Origin of the sequence: Haematobacter sp. (assembly GCF_032102465.1) — a bacterium.
Classification (GTDB): domain Bacteria; phylum Pseudomonadota; class Alphaproteobacteria; order Rhodobacterales; family Rhodobacteraceae; genus Haematobacter.
Genome location: NZ_DAMDHB010000030.1, coordinates 12,649 through 29,607, shown reverse-complemented (window position 1 = coordinate 29,607; position 16,959 = coordinate 12,649). Strand labels below are relative to the sequence as shown.

Annotated in this window: 14 protein-coding genes; 12 read left to right on the top strand and 2 right to left on the bottom strand. The window is 67.3% G+C overall.

The window, feature by feature from the left end:
• Positions 1–1,185 carry an acetyl-CoA C-acyltransferase gene (locus RT513_RS15960; protein ID WP_290690038.1) on the bottom strand — a complete coding sequence of 395 codons (1,185 nt, stop codon included), beginning with the start codon at positions 1,183–1,185 and terminating at the stop codon, positions 1–3.
• Between the two features lie 21 nt (positions 1,186–1,206).
• Entirely contained in the window at positions 1,207–3,315 is a 2,109-nt protein-coding gene (locus RT513_RS15955) for a 3-hydroxyacyl-CoA dehydrogenase NAD-binding domain-containing protein (RefSeq protein ID WP_290690037.1), read from the bottom strand.
• A gap of 186 nt (positions 3,316–3,501) precedes the next feature.
• Here RT513_RS15955 and RT513_RS15950 point away from each other — a divergent pair, with 186 nt between their 5' ends.
• The 12 genes from RT513_RS15950 (at position 3,502) to RT513_RS15895 (ending at position 16,813) form a co-directional block, all read left to right on the top strand.
• Positions 3,502–4,296, top strand: a complete 795-nt coding sequence (locus RT513_RS15950) for an IclR family transcriptional regulator (protein WP_088215625.1) — start codon at positions 3,502–3,504, stop codon at positions 4,294–4,296.
• A gap of 163 nt (positions 4,297–4,459) precedes the next feature.
• Positions 4,460–5,269 carry an IclR family transcriptional regulator gene (locus tag RT513_RS15945; RefSeq protein ID WP_290690035.1) on the top strand — a complete coding sequence of 270 codons (810 nt, stop codon included), beginning with the start codon at positions 4,460–4,462 and terminating at the stop codon, positions 5,267–5,269.
• 46 nt (positions 5,270–5,315) lie between these two features.
• Complete coding sequence (locus RT513_RS15940) at positions 5,316–6,917, top strand: class I adenylate-forming enzyme family protein (protein ID WP_290690034.1); 1,602 nt, start codon at positions 5,316–5,318, stop codon at positions 6,915–6,917.
• 25 nt (positions 6,918–6,942) lie between these two features.
• On the top strand, positions 6,943–8,109 hold the full coding sequence (locus RT513_RS15935) for an ABC transporter substrate-binding protein (protein WP_218821950.1): 1,167 nt from the start codon (positions 6,943–6,945) through the stop codon (positions 8,107–8,109).
• 22 nt (positions 8,110–8,131) lie between these two features.
• On the top strand, positions 8,132–9,007 hold the full coding sequence (locus RT513_RS15930) for a branched-chain amino acid ABC transporter permease (protein ID WP_088215621.1): 876 nt from the start codon (positions 8,132–8,134) through the stop codon (positions 9,005–9,007).
• Positions 9,004–9,960: a branched-chain amino acid ABC transporter permease gene (locus tag RT513_RS15925; protein WP_290690032.1), complete on the top strand. Its 957-nt coding sequence runs from the start codon at positions 9,004–9,006 to the stop codon at positions 9,958–9,960. The genes RT513_RS15930 and RT513_RS15925 overlap by 4 nt, the downstream gene beginning before the upstream one ends.
• Positions 9,947–10,660 carry an ABC transporter ATP-binding protein gene (locus RT513_RS15920; protein WP_290690030.1) on the top strand — a complete coding sequence of 238 codons (714 nt, stop codon included), beginning with the start codon at positions 9,947–9,949 and terminating at the stop codon, positions 10,658–10,660. The genes RT513_RS15925 and RT513_RS15920 overlap by 14 nt, the downstream gene beginning before the upstream one ends.
• Entirely contained in the window at positions 10,644–11,381 is a 738-nt protein-coding gene (locus RT513_RS15915; protein WP_290690028.1) for an ABC transporter ATP-binding protein, read from the top strand. The genes RT513_RS15920 and RT513_RS15915 overlap by 17 nt, the downstream gene beginning before the upstream one ends.
• Positions 11,374–11,829 (top strand): PaaI family thioesterase, encoded by a 456-nt coding sequence (locus tag RT513_RS15910; RefSeq protein ID WP_290690026.1) that lies wholly within the window; start codon positions 11,374–11,376, stop codon positions 11,827–11,829. Before RT513_RS15915 ends, RT513_RS15910 begins: the two co-directional genes overlap by 8 nt.
• 820 nt (positions 11,830–12,649) lie before the next feature.
• A complete protein-coding gene (locus RT513_RS15905) occupies positions 12,650–13,156 on the top strand; it encodes an RNA polymerase sigma factor (protein WP_218821948.1) in 507 nt (168 codons plus the stop codon).
• Complete coding sequence (locus RT513_RS15900) at positions 13,156–14,106, top strand: FecR family protein (protein WP_290690025.1); 951 nt, start codon at positions 13,156–13,158, stop codon at positions 14,104–14,106. Before RT513_RS15905 ends, RT513_RS15900 begins: the two co-directional genes overlap by 1 nt.
• A gap of 154 nt (positions 14,107–14,260) precedes the next feature.
• Positions 14,261–16,813 (top strand): TonB-dependent siderophore receptor, encoded by a 2,553-nt coding sequence (locus tag RT513_RS15895; protein WP_290690024.1) that lies wholly within the window; start codon positions 14,261–14,263, stop codon positions 16,811–16,813.
• Positions 16,814–16,959: the final 146 nt, after the last annotated feature.

Genomic DNA, 16,959 nt, shown 5'->3' with positions numbered 1-16,959 from the left:
TCAGCTCCCGATTTCGAAAAGACCGGCCGCACCCATGCCGCCGGCGATACACATTGTGACGACCGCGAGCTTTGCCCCCCGGCGCTTGCCCTCGATCAAAGCGTGGCCCGCAAGACGGGCACCCGACATGCCGAAGGGATGGCCGATGGCGATGGCCCCGCCGTTGACGTTCACCTTCTCCGGGTCCAGCCCCAGCGTGCGGATGCAGTAGAGCGATTGCGAGGCGAAGGCCTCGTTCAGCTCCCACAGGTCGATGTCGTTCACGGTCAGCCCGTGACGTTCCAGCAGGCGGGGCACGGCAAAGACCGGGCCGATGCCCATTTCGTCCGGCTCGCATCCAGCCGTGGCATACCCCCGGAAGGTGCCGAGCGGTTGCAGCCCGCGGGCCTGCGCCTCCACATCCGACATCAGGATCAGCGCGGAGGCGCCGTCGGAAAGCTGGCTCGCATTGCCGGCAGTGACGAACTCATCCTCACCCCGCACGGGTTTCAGCTTTGCCAGCCCCTCATAGGTGGTGTCGGGCCGGTTGCCCTCATCCATCGCGATCCGCCCCGCGCGGGTGGTGGTTTCGCCGGTGGCCTTGTCCGTCACCTGAAAGGTCACGTCCATGGGCACGATCTCCTCGTCGAACCGGCCCGCTTCCTGTGCGGCGGCGGTGCGGTGCTGGCTTTCCAGCGAAAAGCGGTCCTGCTCCTCGCGGCTGATCTGGTAGCGGCGGGCGACGTTGTCCGCCGTCTCGATCATGGAGATGTAGATGTCGGGCTTGTGCTCCATCAGCCAGGGGTTCTGCACCAGGTCGCGCCGGGTCACCGGCTGAACGAGGCTGATGGATTCTACACCCCCCGCCACGGCGACCGGCGTGCCGTCCCGGGTAATCCGGGCGGCGGCGGCGGCCACCGCCTCCAGCCCCGAGGCGCAGAACCGGCTCACCGTCACGCCCGAGGACTGGACGGGGATACCGGCCATGATCGCAGCGTGGCGCGCGACGTTCCCACCCGTCGCCGCTTCGGGATAGCCGGTGCCGAGCACGACCTCCTCCACCGCCTCCGGCTCCACCGCGGCCTTGGCAAGCGCGGCGCGGATGGCGTGGGAAGCCATGTCCGCCCCGCGCGTCAGGTTGAAACTCCCGCGATGCGCCTTGCCGACCGGCGTGCGCGCCGTGGAAACGATTACCGCTTCAGTCATGTATCTCTCCCCGAAAGGCGCTCACGCGCCTTCCTTAAGCGATTGGAAACCCTTGCCTTCTTCGGCAAGACGGCGGAGCAGCGGCGCAGGTTCCAGTTCCGGCGCGTCGAACCGCTTCGCCTGCGCCTCGAGCGAGGCCACGATCCTGTCGAGCCCGACGCCATCGGCCCAGAACATCGGCCCGCCCGTCCAGGAGGGCCAGCCGTAGCCGTTGATCCAGACAAGGTCGATGTCGGAGGGGCGGTAGGAAATCCCCTCCTCCAGAATGCGGGCACCCTCGTTCACCATCGGGTAGAACAGGCGCTCCACGATCTCCTCGCCGGTCAGCGTCTCGGGCGAGACACCGCGGGCCTTCGCCTCCTCGGCGATGATCTGAGTTACTTCCGGGTCCGGCACGCCCTTCCGCGCGCCTTCCGGGTAAAGGTAGAAGCCGCGGCCCGTCTTCTGTCCGAACCGCCCCATCTCCGCCAGACGGTCGCCGATCGGGGCAAAGCCGCCGAATGCCCTGCGCGTGCGCCAGCCGATGTCGATGCCCGCAAGGTCCAACATGGCGAACTGCCCCATGCGGAAACCGAAGCCGGTGATCGCGTCATCGACCTCCGACGGGCTGACGCCGGACAGGAGCAGACGCTCCGCCGCGCGGGTCCGCTGGGCCAGCATCCGGTTGCCGATGAAGCCGAAGCAGACACCGGAGACCACGGGCAGCTTGCCGATCTTGCGCCCGATGGTCAGGCCGGTTTCCAGCACATCCGGCGCCGTCCTGTCGCCGCGCACGACCTCCAAAAGCCGCATCACATTGGCGGGGGAGAAGAAGTGCAGCCCGATCACATCCGCCTCGCGTCCCGGCGCGGCGGCAGCAATTTCGTTCACGTCGAGATAGGATGTATTGGTCGCGATCACCGCGCCCGCCTTGGCCACGCGGGCCAGCTCCCCGAAGATCTCGCGCTTGACGCCCATATCCTCGAAAGCGGCCTCGATGATCATGTCGGCCTCACCGGCGGCGGAAAGGCCCACCTGCCCCTCGATCAGCGCCATGCGCTTCTGAAGGTCGGCCTCTGACAGCGAGCCGCGCTTGACGGAAGCCGCATAGGTGCCCCGGATCCGCTCCAGCCCCTTGGCGAGCAGCTCCTCCGACGTCTCGATCACGCGGACCGCAATTCCCGCATTGGCAAAGGCCATGGAGATGCCTGCACCCATCGTGCCGGCGCCGATCACGGCGACCTTTTCCACCTTGCGGGGCTTCACGTCCTTGCCGATGCCCGGGACGCGGCCGGCGGCGCGCTCGGCGAAGAAGACGTGGCGCAGTGCCTTCGACTGATCGGAAGCGACGAGGGTCTTGAACTCCTCCCGCTCCACGGCGAGGCCCTCGGCAAGCGGCTTGTCGAAGGCGGCCTCCACCGAGCGGATCAGCGCGCCGGTATTCAGCAGGTCGCCGGATTTCTTCCGCGCCTCGGCGGCAGCCGCGTCAAAGGCCGCGCGGGCCTCCGGGCTGCTCTCGACGCGGCGCTGGCCGGTCACGGGCCAATCGCCCTTGTCGGCGAAGGCCAGTGCGAGACGGCGCGCGGCGGGAAGCAGATCATCGGCCTCCACCACCTCGTCCAGCAGGCCGAGCGCCTTCGCTTTCGGCGCCTTCACCGGATCGCCCTTCAGCATCATGGCGAAGGCATCGGCGGGCGCGAGGATGCGGGGCAGACGCTGCGTGCCGCCCGCACCCGGAATGATGCCAAGCTTGATCTCCGGCAGACCGATCGCCGCGGCGGCGGAGCCCACGCGGCCATGACAGGCCAGCGTGAGCTCACATCCACCCCCGAGCGCCGCGCCGTTGACGGCGGCGACGACGGGCTTGACGCTTTCCTCCACCCCGGAGAGCAAATCGGGCAGAGTGGGCGCGACCGGCGGTTTGCCGAATTCCGTGATATCCGCCCCGGCGCAGAAGATCCGGCCCGCGCCCGTGATCACCACGGCACGCACGTCCGGGTCGGCCCCCGCGCGGGCAAGACCGTCGAGGATGCCCTGCCGCATCTTCGCCGAAAGCGCATTCACCGGCGGAGAGGTCAGCGTGATCAGCGCGACGCCCCCTTCGGCGGCATAGCTGGTGGCTTCGGCTGCGGGCATCGTCGAATCGTTCACGGCATTTCCTCCACGTTCCGCTGTGCAGAACAATTATCTGCTGGTCGGAATTTGTGCTCCCAAAATCGCGCAGTGTCAAACCCCAAGTCGCCGCTTTATTGGGCGTGGATTGTTCCACCTGACGGAATTGCGTTGACTCGATGTGACGCTGCGGACAAATGGGAACTTCATCGCAAGGAGCAGTCAGTGGCAAGCCGATCCCAGAATTTTTCCTCCGAGGAAGACGACAGGAGCTTCATCACCGCCCTGGCGCGCGGGCTGGATGTTCTGTCCAGCTTCAAGCGGGGGGAGGAGTTTCTGGGCAATACGGAGATCGCCGAACGCTGCGGCCTGCCCAAGTCCACCGTCTCGCGGTTGACGCATACGCTGACCCGCCGGGGGTATCTCACCTATTCGGAGGCGCATGGCAAATACCGGCATGGCCCGGCGCTCATGGGGCTGGCCTCCGTCGTGCTGGGAGGGCTGAACATCCGGGCGCTGGCGCGGGAAAGGTTGCAGGATCTGGCCCATTTCGCCAATGCCTCTGCGGGGCTGGGGGTGCGGGACAGGCTCTCCATGCGCTATGTCGAATGCTGCCACGGCAGGGCGACCATCCTTCTGAACGTGGAAATCGGCACCCGGATGTCGCTCAGCCGCAGTGCCATGGGGCGGGCCTATCTCGCCGTCTGCGACAGCCGTGAACGGGACGATCTGATGGACGAGATTCGCGCCATCGACGAAAGCGCCTGGCCCCGGTTGCGCGCGGGGATCGAGAAGGGTCTGCGGGATTACGAGCAATATGGCTGCGCCACCGCCTTTGGCGATTGGCAGGAAAAGGTGAGCGGCATCGCGGTGGGCTTTCATCCCGGTGGCGGGCTGCCGCCGATGGTGTTGAACTGCGGCGCGCCGACCGTGATGACCCCGCCGGACTTCCTGCTCTCGGAAGTCCGGCCGCGCCTGACCGATATCGCACGGAGCCTGACCGGCCGAGTCGGGGGCTGACAAACCGCCATTCACCCGGATTTCGCTCAACGCGGCTCAGTTCTGCGGTGCAGAATTAGGTCGTCCGACAAAACAGTTTCGCTGTGCGAAATCATGTTCCATTTTACTTTGACATTCCCTCCGGCGTCGTGCCATCCCCTCGGAGGAGGAGAAGGAGGACGGGATGATGCCGCGGGAGGCGGGACTCGAGCCTGAAACGCAGCCCGGCAATCGGGACCGCATGTTCGTCACCGCGCTGGCCCGCGGTCTGGATGTGCTGCGCGCCTTTGGCGGCGCGGACCGGACGCTGGGCAATCAGGACATCGCGCGACGGACGGGCCTGCCCAAGGCCACCGTCTGCCGGATGACCCATGCCCTTACCGAGCTGGGCTACCTCCGCGCCGATGAGGCGACGGGCAAGTACCGGCTGGACATCGGCGTGCTGTCTCTGGGCTACAGCGCGCTTTCCTCGCTGGATTTCCGGGAGGTGGCGCGGCCCTTCATGCAGACGCTGGCGCTGGAGACGGACGCATCCGTCTCCATGGGCCGCAGGCACCGGGCCGCCATGGTCTATGTGGAAACCGCGCGCGGGCGCGGGCCGCTCAAGCTGAACCTCGAGGTGGGCTCGCGCATACCGCTCGGCACCACCTCCATGGGCAAGGCGTGGTTTGCCGTGGCACCGGAGGCGGACCGCACGGAGGCGATGGACCTGCTGAAGGCCCGCCACGGCGTGGACTGGCCCGCCGTGCGCAAGGAGATAGAGGACGGAATGCGCGACCACGCGACGCTGGGTTTCACCCAGACGACCGGCGCCTGGCAAAGCACGATCCATTCCGTCGGGCGCGCCATCCCGCTTTCCGGCGGGCGCGGCGTGCTGTCGTTCAACTGCGGGGCGCCCGCGCTCGTCATGCCGGCGGACCGGCTGGCGGCGGATTTCGGCCCCCGCCTTGTCGAAACCGTCGGACGGATCGAGGCGAGCCTCGCCCGGCGCTGATACCGGGCCAGCCGCCCGCTGGCCGACGTGATACTGGAGAGACGCGATGACATCGCATGGAGACATTGCCGAACCAAAGACCCCGGCAGCGGCTGCGGAGGCCACCCGCGCCCGCGCCTTCGCCGCCCTGAAGACGCTGCCGCCCCGGCTGGCCGATGTGGTCTTCGACTGGGCGGAGCGCACCCCCGACGCCACCGCGCTGGTGGAGGGTGACCGCCGCCTGACCTATGGCGAAGCCGCCGCGGCGATCCGGGACACCGCCCGCTGGCTCACCGATCAGGGATTGCGGCCGGGAGACCGGCTCATGGTCGTGAACGAGAACGGCATCGCGCTCGCCCTGCTGCTGCTGGCGGCGGGCACGATCGACGTGTGGCTGGCCACGATCAACGCGCGGCTCTCGGAGGGTGAGCTTGAGACGATCCGCGCGCATTCCGGCGCGCGCCGCGTGATCTATACCGTCGAAGTGTCCCCGGATGCGGCGCAGCATGCCGCCCATGCCGGGATCGCGGAAATCGACGTGCCCCATCTGGGCCGCATCGCCATCGGCCCGCTGAACGAGACGACGCTGCCCGAGCCGGTGGACCCGACGGGCGAGCAGGTGGCGGCGCTCATCTACACCTCCGGCACCACGGGCAAGCCGAAGGGCGTGATGCTCACCCACCGGAACCTGCTGTCGGTCGGAAGCCTGTCCGCCGCCACCCGCCAGATGCGCCCGCAGGACGTGGTCTATGCGGTGCTGCCGATGTCGCATGTCTATGGGCTTTCCTCGGTGTTCCTGTGCTCGCTGACCTCGGGCGCGAGCCTTGAGTTCATGCCGCGTTTCTCCGCCCGCAAGGTGCTGGAGGATCTGCAATCGGGGCGGATCACCTGCTTCCTCGGCGTGCCCGCGATGTATGCGCGCTTCATCGAGCTGCTGGGGACGGAGGCGCGCCTTTCCATCCCGGCGCTTCGCGTCCTGTCCTCGGGCGGCTCGCCGCTCGATCCGGTGGTGAAGGCGCGGACGGAGGCGCTCTTCGGGCTTCCCGTCCTGAACGGCTACGGGCTGACGGAGGCCTCGCCCACGCTGACCGGCATGATCTGGGGCACCCGGCGCGCGGACGTGTCCGTGGGGCCCGCGCTTCCCGGCGTGGAACTCCGCCTCGTGGGGCCGGACGGCAAGGATGCGCCGGAAGGCGGGATCGGCGAGCTCTGGGCACGCGGCCCCGGCATCATGAAGGGCTATTATCACGCCCCCGACCTGACGGCGCAGGTGCTCTCTCCCGATGGTTGGCTGAACACGGGCGATTTCGCGCGGATCGAGCCTGACGGAGCGGTGTTCATCGTGGGCCGGTCGAAGGAACTCATCATCCGTTCCGGCTTCAACGTCTATCCGGTGGAGGTGGAGGCCGTGCTGAACGCCTTCCCCGGCATCACGCAATCCGCCGTCGTCGGGCGCCCGGCAGAGGCCGGGAACGAGGAGGTCGTGGCCTTTCTCGAACCAGCGCCGGAGGTGGCGCTCGATCTCGACGCGCTGAAGGCCCACGTGGCGGCCAATCTCGCGCCCTACAAGCATCCCAGCGACTACGTGGTGATGCAGGCGCTGCCCGCAGGGGCGACGGGCAAGATCCTGAAAAACCGCCTCGCCGCGATGGCGCGGGGCGACACCTGACATGACCCTTGGGGGAGGAGAAAGAATGCTGAGACTTCTCGCGGCCTCGGCGCTCGCGCTGACGGTCGGACTTGGCGGCGCGACAGGTGCGCGTGCGGCGGAATTCATCATCGGATCGGAACTGCCGCTCACCGGCCCGCTGGCCCGCGTGGGCCAGGGCATGAACGAGGGGATCCAGGTCGCCGCCGAGATCTTCAACCGCACCAACGGCCGCCACACGGTAAAGGTCATCACCGTGGACGACGAAACCCAGCCGGCCAAGGCCATCGCGGCAATCGAGAAGCTGAACTCCGAGGGGGCGATCGCCTTTACCGGCGGCTACGGCTCCAACATCATCGGACCGGCCTCCGACACGGCGGAGCGGTTGGGCAAGGTCTATATCACCTCCGGCGGGGTGGCCACGGAACTGAGCCACCGGGGTCTCAAGACCTTCTTCCGCATCAACAACGCGGCGGGCTATGCCAAGGCGCTGGCCGGATTCTACCGCGATCAGGGCATCCGTTCCGTCTCCGTGCTCTACTCCACGCGGGAGGCCACGCAGGAAGTGGCCCGCATGCTGGAGAAGGACTGGCAGGCAAGCGGCATCGCGGTGACCATGCACCCGTTCGACGCCTCCGTGACCGACTTCAAGCCGATCATGCACAAGATCAAGGTCATCGACCGATCGGAGGCCATCGCGATGATCGGCTATGAGAACGACTATGTCGGGATCATCCGCGCCGCCCGCGTCTTCACCCCGGATGTCAAGGCCATCGGCGGGGTCTGGTCGCTCACCACCACCAAGATGTGGAGGGACTTCCCCGAGCTGATGAACAACGTCTACGGCACCTCCACCGTCTCCTTCCCGCCGAAGTTCCTGACGGAGCAGGAGCGTGTCTTTGCGGAAGTCTATGCGCAGATGTTCGGCAAGGATGTCGATTACCTCGGCATCTACGGCTATGTGCAGTCCACCCTGCTGTTCAACGCGGTGGCGGAGGCCTATGACGCGGGCGATCCCTCCACCGAAGGCATCATCCGCGCCCTCCGCGGCAAGGAACATGAGACGCTGATCGGCACCGTCCGCTTCGACGAGGGCGGCGACAACGTGAATTTCTCGCACCGGATCGGCCAGCATCAGGCCGGACAGATCCCCATCGTCTGGCCGCCCGAGGCCCAGACCGGCCCCGCCACCTTCCCCGGCGTCGCCTGGTAACGGCGCGTTCCACGGAAAGACCATGACAGAACTCATCATCCAGTCCCTGTATTCTGGGGTTCTGGTCGGCGCCTACTACGCGCTGATCGCCCTCGGCCTCGCGCTCGTCTTCGGGACGATGCGGATCATCAACCTCGCCCATGGGGAGCTCGTGCTCCTCGCGGGTTACATCGCCTATACGGCGGAGTCGCAATACGGCCTCAACCCGATCTGGGCGCTCCCCTTCGCCGTGGTGATCGTGTCGCTCACCAGCGTGCTCGTCTATCTGCTGCTCACCCGCATCAAGACGGACCGGGAGATCAACTCCCTGATCCTGACCTTCGGCATCGGCATCGCGCTTACCAACGCGATCCTGCTCATCTGGTCGGCGGACGTGCGCTCCACCAACGTGGCCTGGTACCACGAGCCCTTCGTGATGGCCGATACCTTCTATGCCATGAAGGCGGAGGTGCTGGCGGCGCTGGCGGGCGCGGTCATGGTCGCCGCCGTCTGGTGGTGGCTCAACCGGAGCTGGTATGGCCGGGCGCTCCGCGCCGTGTCGTCCAATCGGGATGCGGCCAAGCTCATGGGCATCAACCCGCGCACGACGGAGGTTCTCTCCTTCGGCGTGGCCGGGCTGCTTGCCGCCATCGCGGGCGTGGCGCTCTATACCGGGCAGGTGATCCAGCCCTCCGTCGGCCATGCGCTGACCATCAAGGCGTTCGTCATCACCGTTCTGGCGGGTCTCGGCTCCGTGCCGGGTGTGCTGGTGGGCGCCATCCTGATCGGCATCGCTGAAAGCCTGACGGCAACGCTCTGGTCCTCCGCGCTGCAGCCGATGGCGGGGATGGTCCTGTTCCTCGTCGTTCTTCTCGTCATGCCCTCCGGGCTCTTCGGCCGTGCGAGGAGGCGTGGATGAAACATATCGCACTCATCGTCTTTCTCGCCCTCGCCTATATCGCCGTCCCGCTGGTCTTTGCCACGAATACCTATGTGATGGGCATCATCGTCGCGGCGCTCACCATCGCGGGCATCGCGGTTTCCTGGGCCATGCTCGGCAATCTGGGCGGCATGGTCAGCTTCGGCCAGGCCGCGTTCTTCGGCGTCGGGGCCTATGCCTCCGCCCTTCTGGTGATGAAGGCGGGCTGGCCGGTGTTTCTCGCCATGCCGGTGGCGGGGTTGATCGCCTCGGCCGCGTCCATCGTGACCATGCCCGCGCTGCGGCTCCGGGGGCCGTATTTCGCCCTCGCCATGCTGGCCTTTGCCGAGATCTTCCGCATCCTCGCGACCGAGATGCGCTGGCTCACCAACGGCGCGGGCGGCATCCTGTCGATCCCCCGTCTGCCCAAGATCGGGGCGGTCGACTTCGGCACGCCGCTCGGCGGGTATTTCGTGGTGCTGTCGCTCGTCCTGTTCAGCATGCTGGTCTATGCGCTGGTGCGCCGCAGCCCGGAGGGCCTCGCTCTCCGCGCCATGCACGACAGCGAGGATGCGACCCGCGTCGTCGGCGTCAATGCCACGATGCTGAAGGCGCTGATCCTGCTGCTTGCCGCATTTTTCGCGGGGATGATGGGCGCGTTCAATGCGCATTACATCAACTTCCTCGAACCGGAATATGCCTTCAACGGAAGCTGGACGACGCTCGCCATCGTCGCGGCGATCTTCGGCGGCTACCGGACGCTCTGGGGCCCGCTCGCCGGCGCGATGGTCGTCTATCTGGTGGATCAGTTCCTGTTCAAGCAGATCCTGCCCTCCGGCCACCAGCTCATTCTTGGTGCGCTGCTGGCCGTGATCGTCATCTTTTCGCCGCAGGGCCTGCTGCCCTGGATCCGGGATCGTTTCACCAGGGGGGGCAGCCATGCTCGCGCTTGATGGGGTCACCGTCGCCTTCGGCGGGCTCGTCGCCGTTTCGGATGTCAGCTTCTCGCTGGCGGAGAAGGAGGTGATCGGCCTCGTCGGTCCGAACGGCGCGGGAAAGACCACGCTCTTCAACGCCGTCTCCGGTCTCGTGCGGCCGACGAAGGGGACGCTCTCCTTCGCCGGGCACAACCTGATCGGCATGCCCATCCACAAACGCGCGCGCATCGGCCTTGGCCGGGCGTTCCAGGTGCCGCAGCCGATGCACGAACTGACGGTGCGGGAGAACCTCATCGTCGCGCAGCGTTTCGGCACCGGTCGCGTCGATGCGGAGAAGATCGCCGAGATCCTCGACATCACCCGCCTCGGCCACAAGGCGGACATGGATGCCGCCACCTCTCTCGCGCTGACGGAGCAGAAGGCGCTGGAGGTGGGCAAGGCGCTCGCCACCAATCCGCGGCTGCTCATGCTGGACGAAGTGCTCGCCGGGCTGGAAACGGCGGGCAAGCGCGCCTTCATGCAGACGCTGGACGAGGCGCGCGCGCGGTTCGGCCTGGCGCTGCTGATGGTGGAGCATGACATAGAGACGATCTCCAACACCTGTCCGCGCGTCATCGTGCTGAACTTCGGCCGCCTCATCGCCGATGGCACCCCTGACGACGTGTTCCGCAACCCCGAAGTGATCAGGAGCTATACCGGTGGCGAAGCTGCTTGAAATCGACAAGGTCCGCGCCGGCTACGGGGCGATCAACGTGCTGTGGGACATCTCCCTCTCGGCGGAGGAGGGCAAGCTCACCTGCATCCTCGGCCCGAACGGCGGCGGCAAGACCACGCTCATGCGGGCGATCATGGGGCTGATCCCCGTCCGCTCGGGCGAGATCCGCTTTGCCGGGCGGAATGTCGCCGGGACACCCACCTGGACGCTGGTCAAGGACGGTATCGCGATGATCCCGGAGGGCCGGATGATCTTCCGCGACATGACGGTGGAGGACAACCTGCTGATCGGCGGTTTCATCGAACGGTGCCGCCCGAACGTCCCGCGCAATCTGGAAATGGCCTATGACATGTTCCCCCGCCTGAAGGAGCGCCGCCATCAGCTTGCCAGCTCCCTCTCCGGCGGAGAAGCGCAGATGCTCGCCATGGGGCGCGGGCTGATGGAGGAGCCGAAGGTGATCCTCGTGGACGAACCCTCCCTCGGGCTGTCGCCCGTGATGACGGATGAGGTCATGGCGATCCTCGACCGGCTGAAGAAGGAAGGCCGGACCATCGTGCTTGTGGAGCAGAACACCAACAAGGCGCTCAAGATCGCGGACCATGTCTATCTGGTCCGCGGGGGCAAGGTGATCCTCTCCGAACCGGCAGAAGCGGTTGACCTTTCCCGTCTTCACGATCTCTACTTCGCGCGCGATACCAGCGAAGAGCGAGTTCATGCCTGAAGACACCCCCATCCCCGCCTTTCCCGTCACGCAGGAGAACACGCCGGAGGGTTTGCGCGGTGTGCTGGACTACCGGCTCGCCGAATGGTCGGAGGGCCGGGCGGTGGTGGAGATGCGGGTTAACGGCCGGCACCTCAACCGCTCGGGCGTGCTGCACGGCGGGGTGATCGCCACGCTGCTCGACGCCTCCTGCGGCTATGCCGCGACATGGAGCGGCGATCCGGCGAAACCGAAGGCCGCCGTCACCCTGTCCCTCACCGTATCCTATACCGGGCAGGTGAAGGAGGGGGTCGTGCGCGCCACTGCGCTCATGAAGGCGGGCGGGCGGAAGATCGTTTTCTGCACCGGCGAAGTGCGCGACGGGGCGGGCAATCTCATCGGCATGGGCGAAGGGAGCTTCCGCTTCCGTTCCGGGAGCGAGCGGGACAGCCCCGTCGCCTCTGCCTGAGGACGGGTCCGGGCGGGGCGGCTGGCCCGGATGCAGCAGCTTGGCGTGGCCGGAGTGGACTGGCCCCGGCGCGGTGGAACGGGCGCGGTGGAACGGGCGGGGCGGATCGGGCGGCTGGATCGGGCAAATCGGCGGCGGCATGGCTAAAAACCGCTTCCTGATCCAACAGGCTGCCGAACAGTTCCGGGATACCATGTCTATGCCCTGTACATCGGAGCATCGGCCGCGGAATGTTTGGATTTCGTCAGGTTTCAGGCGATTTCCCACTCCCGCGCAGACCTGAAACATTGCTGGGGCAGCCTGTAAAGGGTCGCGGACCTGCCGGAGACGCGGCTGCTGCGACCCGCCCTTTAGCGGGCTGCTGAAAAACTCCCGAAGTGTCATACCTCTGTGCCGGAAATCGGAAAATCAGCCCGTAAGTATAGATTTCCGGCTGGATTTCATCAGGTTGCGAATGATTTCCGCTCCAACACAGGCCAAAAACCCTTTTCAGCAGCCTGTTAGGGGTCGCGGGTCCTGCCCATCCGCCGCAGAGCGACGACCGAGCCGGTCATCGCCCATGACCCGTCGCCTTTCCGGTGGTGGCGGAGGTGGCTCATGTCGGAAAGTCCCGAGAGGACGCCGATCCGAAGGCGGCTCCCGCGCGCCCCTTGCGAATCCCTCCGCCTGCCTTTCTCCGCCGCCCCACATGCAATCGGGCGCATCGACGACCGTTTCCCGCTCCGCCGGCAAACTGTCTCTGGTCATTGACCGAACGCGTGAAGTAAAACTCTCGGGAATTGGCCCCTCCCGCCGTCACGGAGGGTCGCGGGAGAGTGCCGTGCTGACCGAACTCTATCTCCTCAGACGACGATCCCTGCTCGCGCGGCTGGCGGGGCGCGTCGGGCACTGGCATACGGCGGAGGATCTCGCGCAGGATGCCTGGGTCCAGCTCACGCGGGCCGTCGCGACCCAGCCGGTGAACCGGCCCGAAGCCTTTCTGAACGAAACCGCCCGCAACATCGCAACGGACCATGCCCGCCGCGCCCGCAGGCGCGCACGGGTGGAGACGGAAGTCTTTGACCCCGCCGCGCTTGAGGATGTAGCGGCCGACGCCCCGACCCCCGAAGCCTGCCTCATGGAACGCCAGCGGCTCACGGCCCTGCGGGCGGCCCTCGCCGCGCTGCCCGAACGCGCGCGGGAGGTCTGGCGGCTTTCCTATGTCGAAGGTTGGAGCTATGCCCGGATCGCGGAGGATCTCGGCGTGTCGCGCAACACCGTCTATAATGACATGAAGCTGGTCATGGGCCATTGCCGGGACGTGCTGCGCCGGGTCGAGGGAGACTGATGCCCCGACCGACAAGCGCCGAGGTGGAGGAACAGGCTCTGGACTGGTTCCTGCGGCTGGGTGACAACCGGGCTGCTGCGGACCGGACGGCGTTCGAGCGCTGGCTCGCGGCGGATGCGCGCCATCGCGCCGCTTACGACGACCTCGTCGCCACATGGCAGGCGCCTGCCCTTCGCGCCGCTTCCGCCGGTCTCAGCCCTCCTCTGCGCCCACCGGTTCACCGGCCCGGCAAGGCGCGCCAGCGGCTGGCGATTGCAGCCCGGATGGCGGCAGTGCTGCTGGTCGCCTGCCTGATCTGGCAGGCTCCGCGGCTGCTCATTGCCTGGCAGGCCGACTATGCGACCCGCGCGGGAGAGCAGGAGCGCATCGCACTGGCCGACGGAACACAGGTCACGCTGAACACCGGCTCCGCCATCGCGGTGGAGATGACGGGCGGCGTCCGGCATGTGCGGCTGCTGGCGGGCGAGGCCTTCTTCGACGTGGCCCATGACGCGCTCCACCCCTTTGTCGTCACCGGCAGGCGGGGCGAAGTGCGCGTGACCGGCACCGAGTTCACCGTCCGGCTTGACGAGGTGGGGGACCGGGTCGTGCTCCGCGAGGGCCACGTGGCCGTGCACGAGATCGACGGCCCGGACGAGGCGACGCTGGAGCCGGGCGAGGCCGTGACCGCGCTCGCCGAAGGCGGTCTGTCGCCGGTCACACGGGCCGATACGGACAGCGCGCTCGCATGGCTCGGCGGGCGGATGGAGATCAGCAACGCGCCGCTCGCCCAGGCGGTGGCAGAGATCGGGCGCTACCGGGCGGCGCCTGTGATGCTGTTGCGGGGAGGGGTGCGGAACGTGTCGGGCAGTTTCTCGCTGCACGATCCCGATGCCGCGCTGGCGGCGCTGGCGGGGCTTTCGGGCCTCACCGTCCGTCACCTGCCGGGCGGGGCGGTGGTGCTGTACTGAGGCCCGAACCGATGCATGAACCGGGCGGTCGGCGCGCGGTGGAGCAACAAAGAAAAAGTAAAAAACTCGGGAAAAATTTGTGACGTGGGCAGGGCCTGAACGTCATTGTTTCCGAAGGGGCGACATATGCGCCCGACAGAACAACGAGGGACAGATGAACGGGCAGAATACGGAACGGCGAACGGCGCGGAGCCGGGGGATCGCGCGGCTGCTCCTGAGCGTGGCGCTGGCGGGGCCGGTGTTGGGAGTGGCGGCAGCGCTGCCCGTGGCTGCGCAGGCCCAGAGCATCGCCATCCCGGCGCAACCGCTTTCCAGCGCAATGAGCGCCTTCGGCCGGGCGACAGGCTGGCAGGTGGCCTATCCCCCGGCGCTCGCGGGTGTGACGACGCGCGCCGTCTCCGGCAGCCTCGCGCCCGAAGCGGCACTGCGGCAGATGCTGGAGGGCACGGGCATCGCGCTCCAGCGCACGGGGGCAAGCAGCGCGGCCCTCCTGGCCCCTGCCGCCGCAACCGGCGCGGCATCGGGCACCGTCCTCTCCCCCGTCATGCTGACGGCGCAGAACAGCGGCACCGGCCCCGCCGGTATCGTGCCCCGCGTCTCCACCTCGGCCACCCGCACCGATACCCCGCTGATCGAGACGCCGCAGACCGTGAACGTCATCGGGCGGGAACAGATGGAGGAACAGGGCGCGACCACGGTCAGCCAGGCGCTGCGCTATACGCCGGGCATCGTCACCGGCACCGCCGGGGCGCAATCGGACCGGTTCGACAGCTATTTCGTGCGCGGCTCGGGCGGGTTCTCCGCCGATGCGAGCTATGCCAGCACGCTGGACGGGCTGCGCTGGCGCTTCCCCGACCGGACGGGGGTGCAGTTCGACCCATGGATGCTGGAGCGCGTGGAAGTGGTGAAGGGCCCCGCCTCGACGCTCTTCGGCTCCGGCTCCCCCGGCGGCATCGTGAACCTCGTCTCCAAGCAGCCGGAATTCACCCGCGCGCGGGACGCCTACCTGGCCTTCGGCAGCCACGGGCGGAAGGAGGCGGGCATCGACCTGACCGGCCCGCTCAACGAGGATTTCGCCTATCGTTTCATCGCGCTCGGCCGTGCGGGCAAGACGGGGATCGACTACCAGCATGATGAACGCGTGCTGGTGGCCCCCTCGCTCACCTGGGCGCCGACGGATGACACGCGGCTCACCCTGCAGGCGATGTATCAGCACGACCCGAAGGCGCCGGATGGACAGTTCGTGCCGCCGCTCGGCTCCGTTCTGCCGATCCCCGGCTATGGCACCGTGTCTCCTACCTTCTGGCAGGGCGATCCGAACTGGCAGGAATACAGCCGGACGCAGAAATCCATCGGCTTCCAGTTCGACCACCAGTTCAACCCGGTCTGGAGCGTTCACAGCCGCTTCCGCTACGGGGAGCTCGACAGCACCACCAAGGCGCTCGACTTCGCGTGGATGTCGGACGAGGTGACGATGAACCGGCTGATCTATCTGGCCGACCATCAGTCCTACTCCACCGCCTTCGACACCTATGCGCAGGCGAAATTCTCCACCGGCTCCGTCGATCACACGCTGCTGGCGGGGGTGGATTACCAGAAGCTCTCGGGCGGGTTCCGCGACGGCTGGGACAGGGCCAACTATCCGTCGATCAACATCTTCGACCCGGTCTATGGGCTGGACATCGACCGGGTGACGCCCTTCCGCGCCTTCCGCCAGCCGTTCGAACAGACGGGCTTCTACCTTCAGGAGCAGGCGTCCTTCGGGCAGTGGCGCTTCATGGCGGGGCTCCGTCATGACGACATCCGCTCCGGCTCCAGCGTGACGAACGGGCTGAACGGGGCGGTGACCTCCTCTTCCGCCAAGGATTCAAAGGTGTCCTGGCAGCTCGGCACCGTCTATCTGATGGACAACGGCTTCGCGCCCTTCGTGAACTACTCGACCTCGTTCGAGCCGGAGCTGGGCGTGACCGCCTCGGGCGACGTGCTGCACCCGTCCACCGGCAAGATGCTGGAGGGGGGTCTGCGCTATCTCGCCCCCTCGGGCGACCGGTCCTTCGGCATCACGCTGTTCTCTGGCAGCAAGGATGGACAGCCGGTGGCGGATTCGGTCAACGCGGCGGAATGCGCGGCGAATGTGGGGGCCTTCTCCACCTGCTACACGCAGGACAACAAGTCCGAGGCCAAGGGTGTCGAGCTTGAAGCCCGTGCGTCGCTGGCGCAGGGGCTGGACCTGATCGGCAGCTATACCTATCAGAAGGTGCGGCTGACGGAATCCTCCGACGCGGCGATCAACCCGGACATCCTGAACGGCGACCGCTCGGTGGACAAGCATCTGACCGGCGTTCCCGATCAGATCGCCTCGCTCTGGCTCAACTACCGCCTGCCCTCCTCCTCCCCCGTTCCGGGGCTGTCGGTGGGCGGCGGCGTGCGCTACGTGGGCTCCACCTATGCCACCGGCAACAACATCTGGGGCGCGACGGAAGGGCCGTATGAGGGCCGGGCCGCCAAGGTGGACAGCTTCACGCTGGTCGATCTCGCCATCGGTTACGACTTCGGCGCACAGGATCCGTCGCTGGCGGGGCTCCGCGCGAACCTGAACGTGACGAACCTGTTCGACAAGGACTATGTCGCCGCCTGCAACGGCTACGGCACCTGCTCCTTCGGGGCGGAGCGGCGCGTGCTGCTCACCCTCGCCTACTCATGGTGAAGCGGCTGTCCCGCCCCGCGCAGCCGGAAGCGGGCAGCCCTGCGACCTGCTGGCCCGCCCCCGCACGCGGGGCGGGCCAGCAGGCACATCCCCAGCAGGCACATCCCCAGCAGGCACATCCCCAGCAGGCACATCCCCAGCAGGCA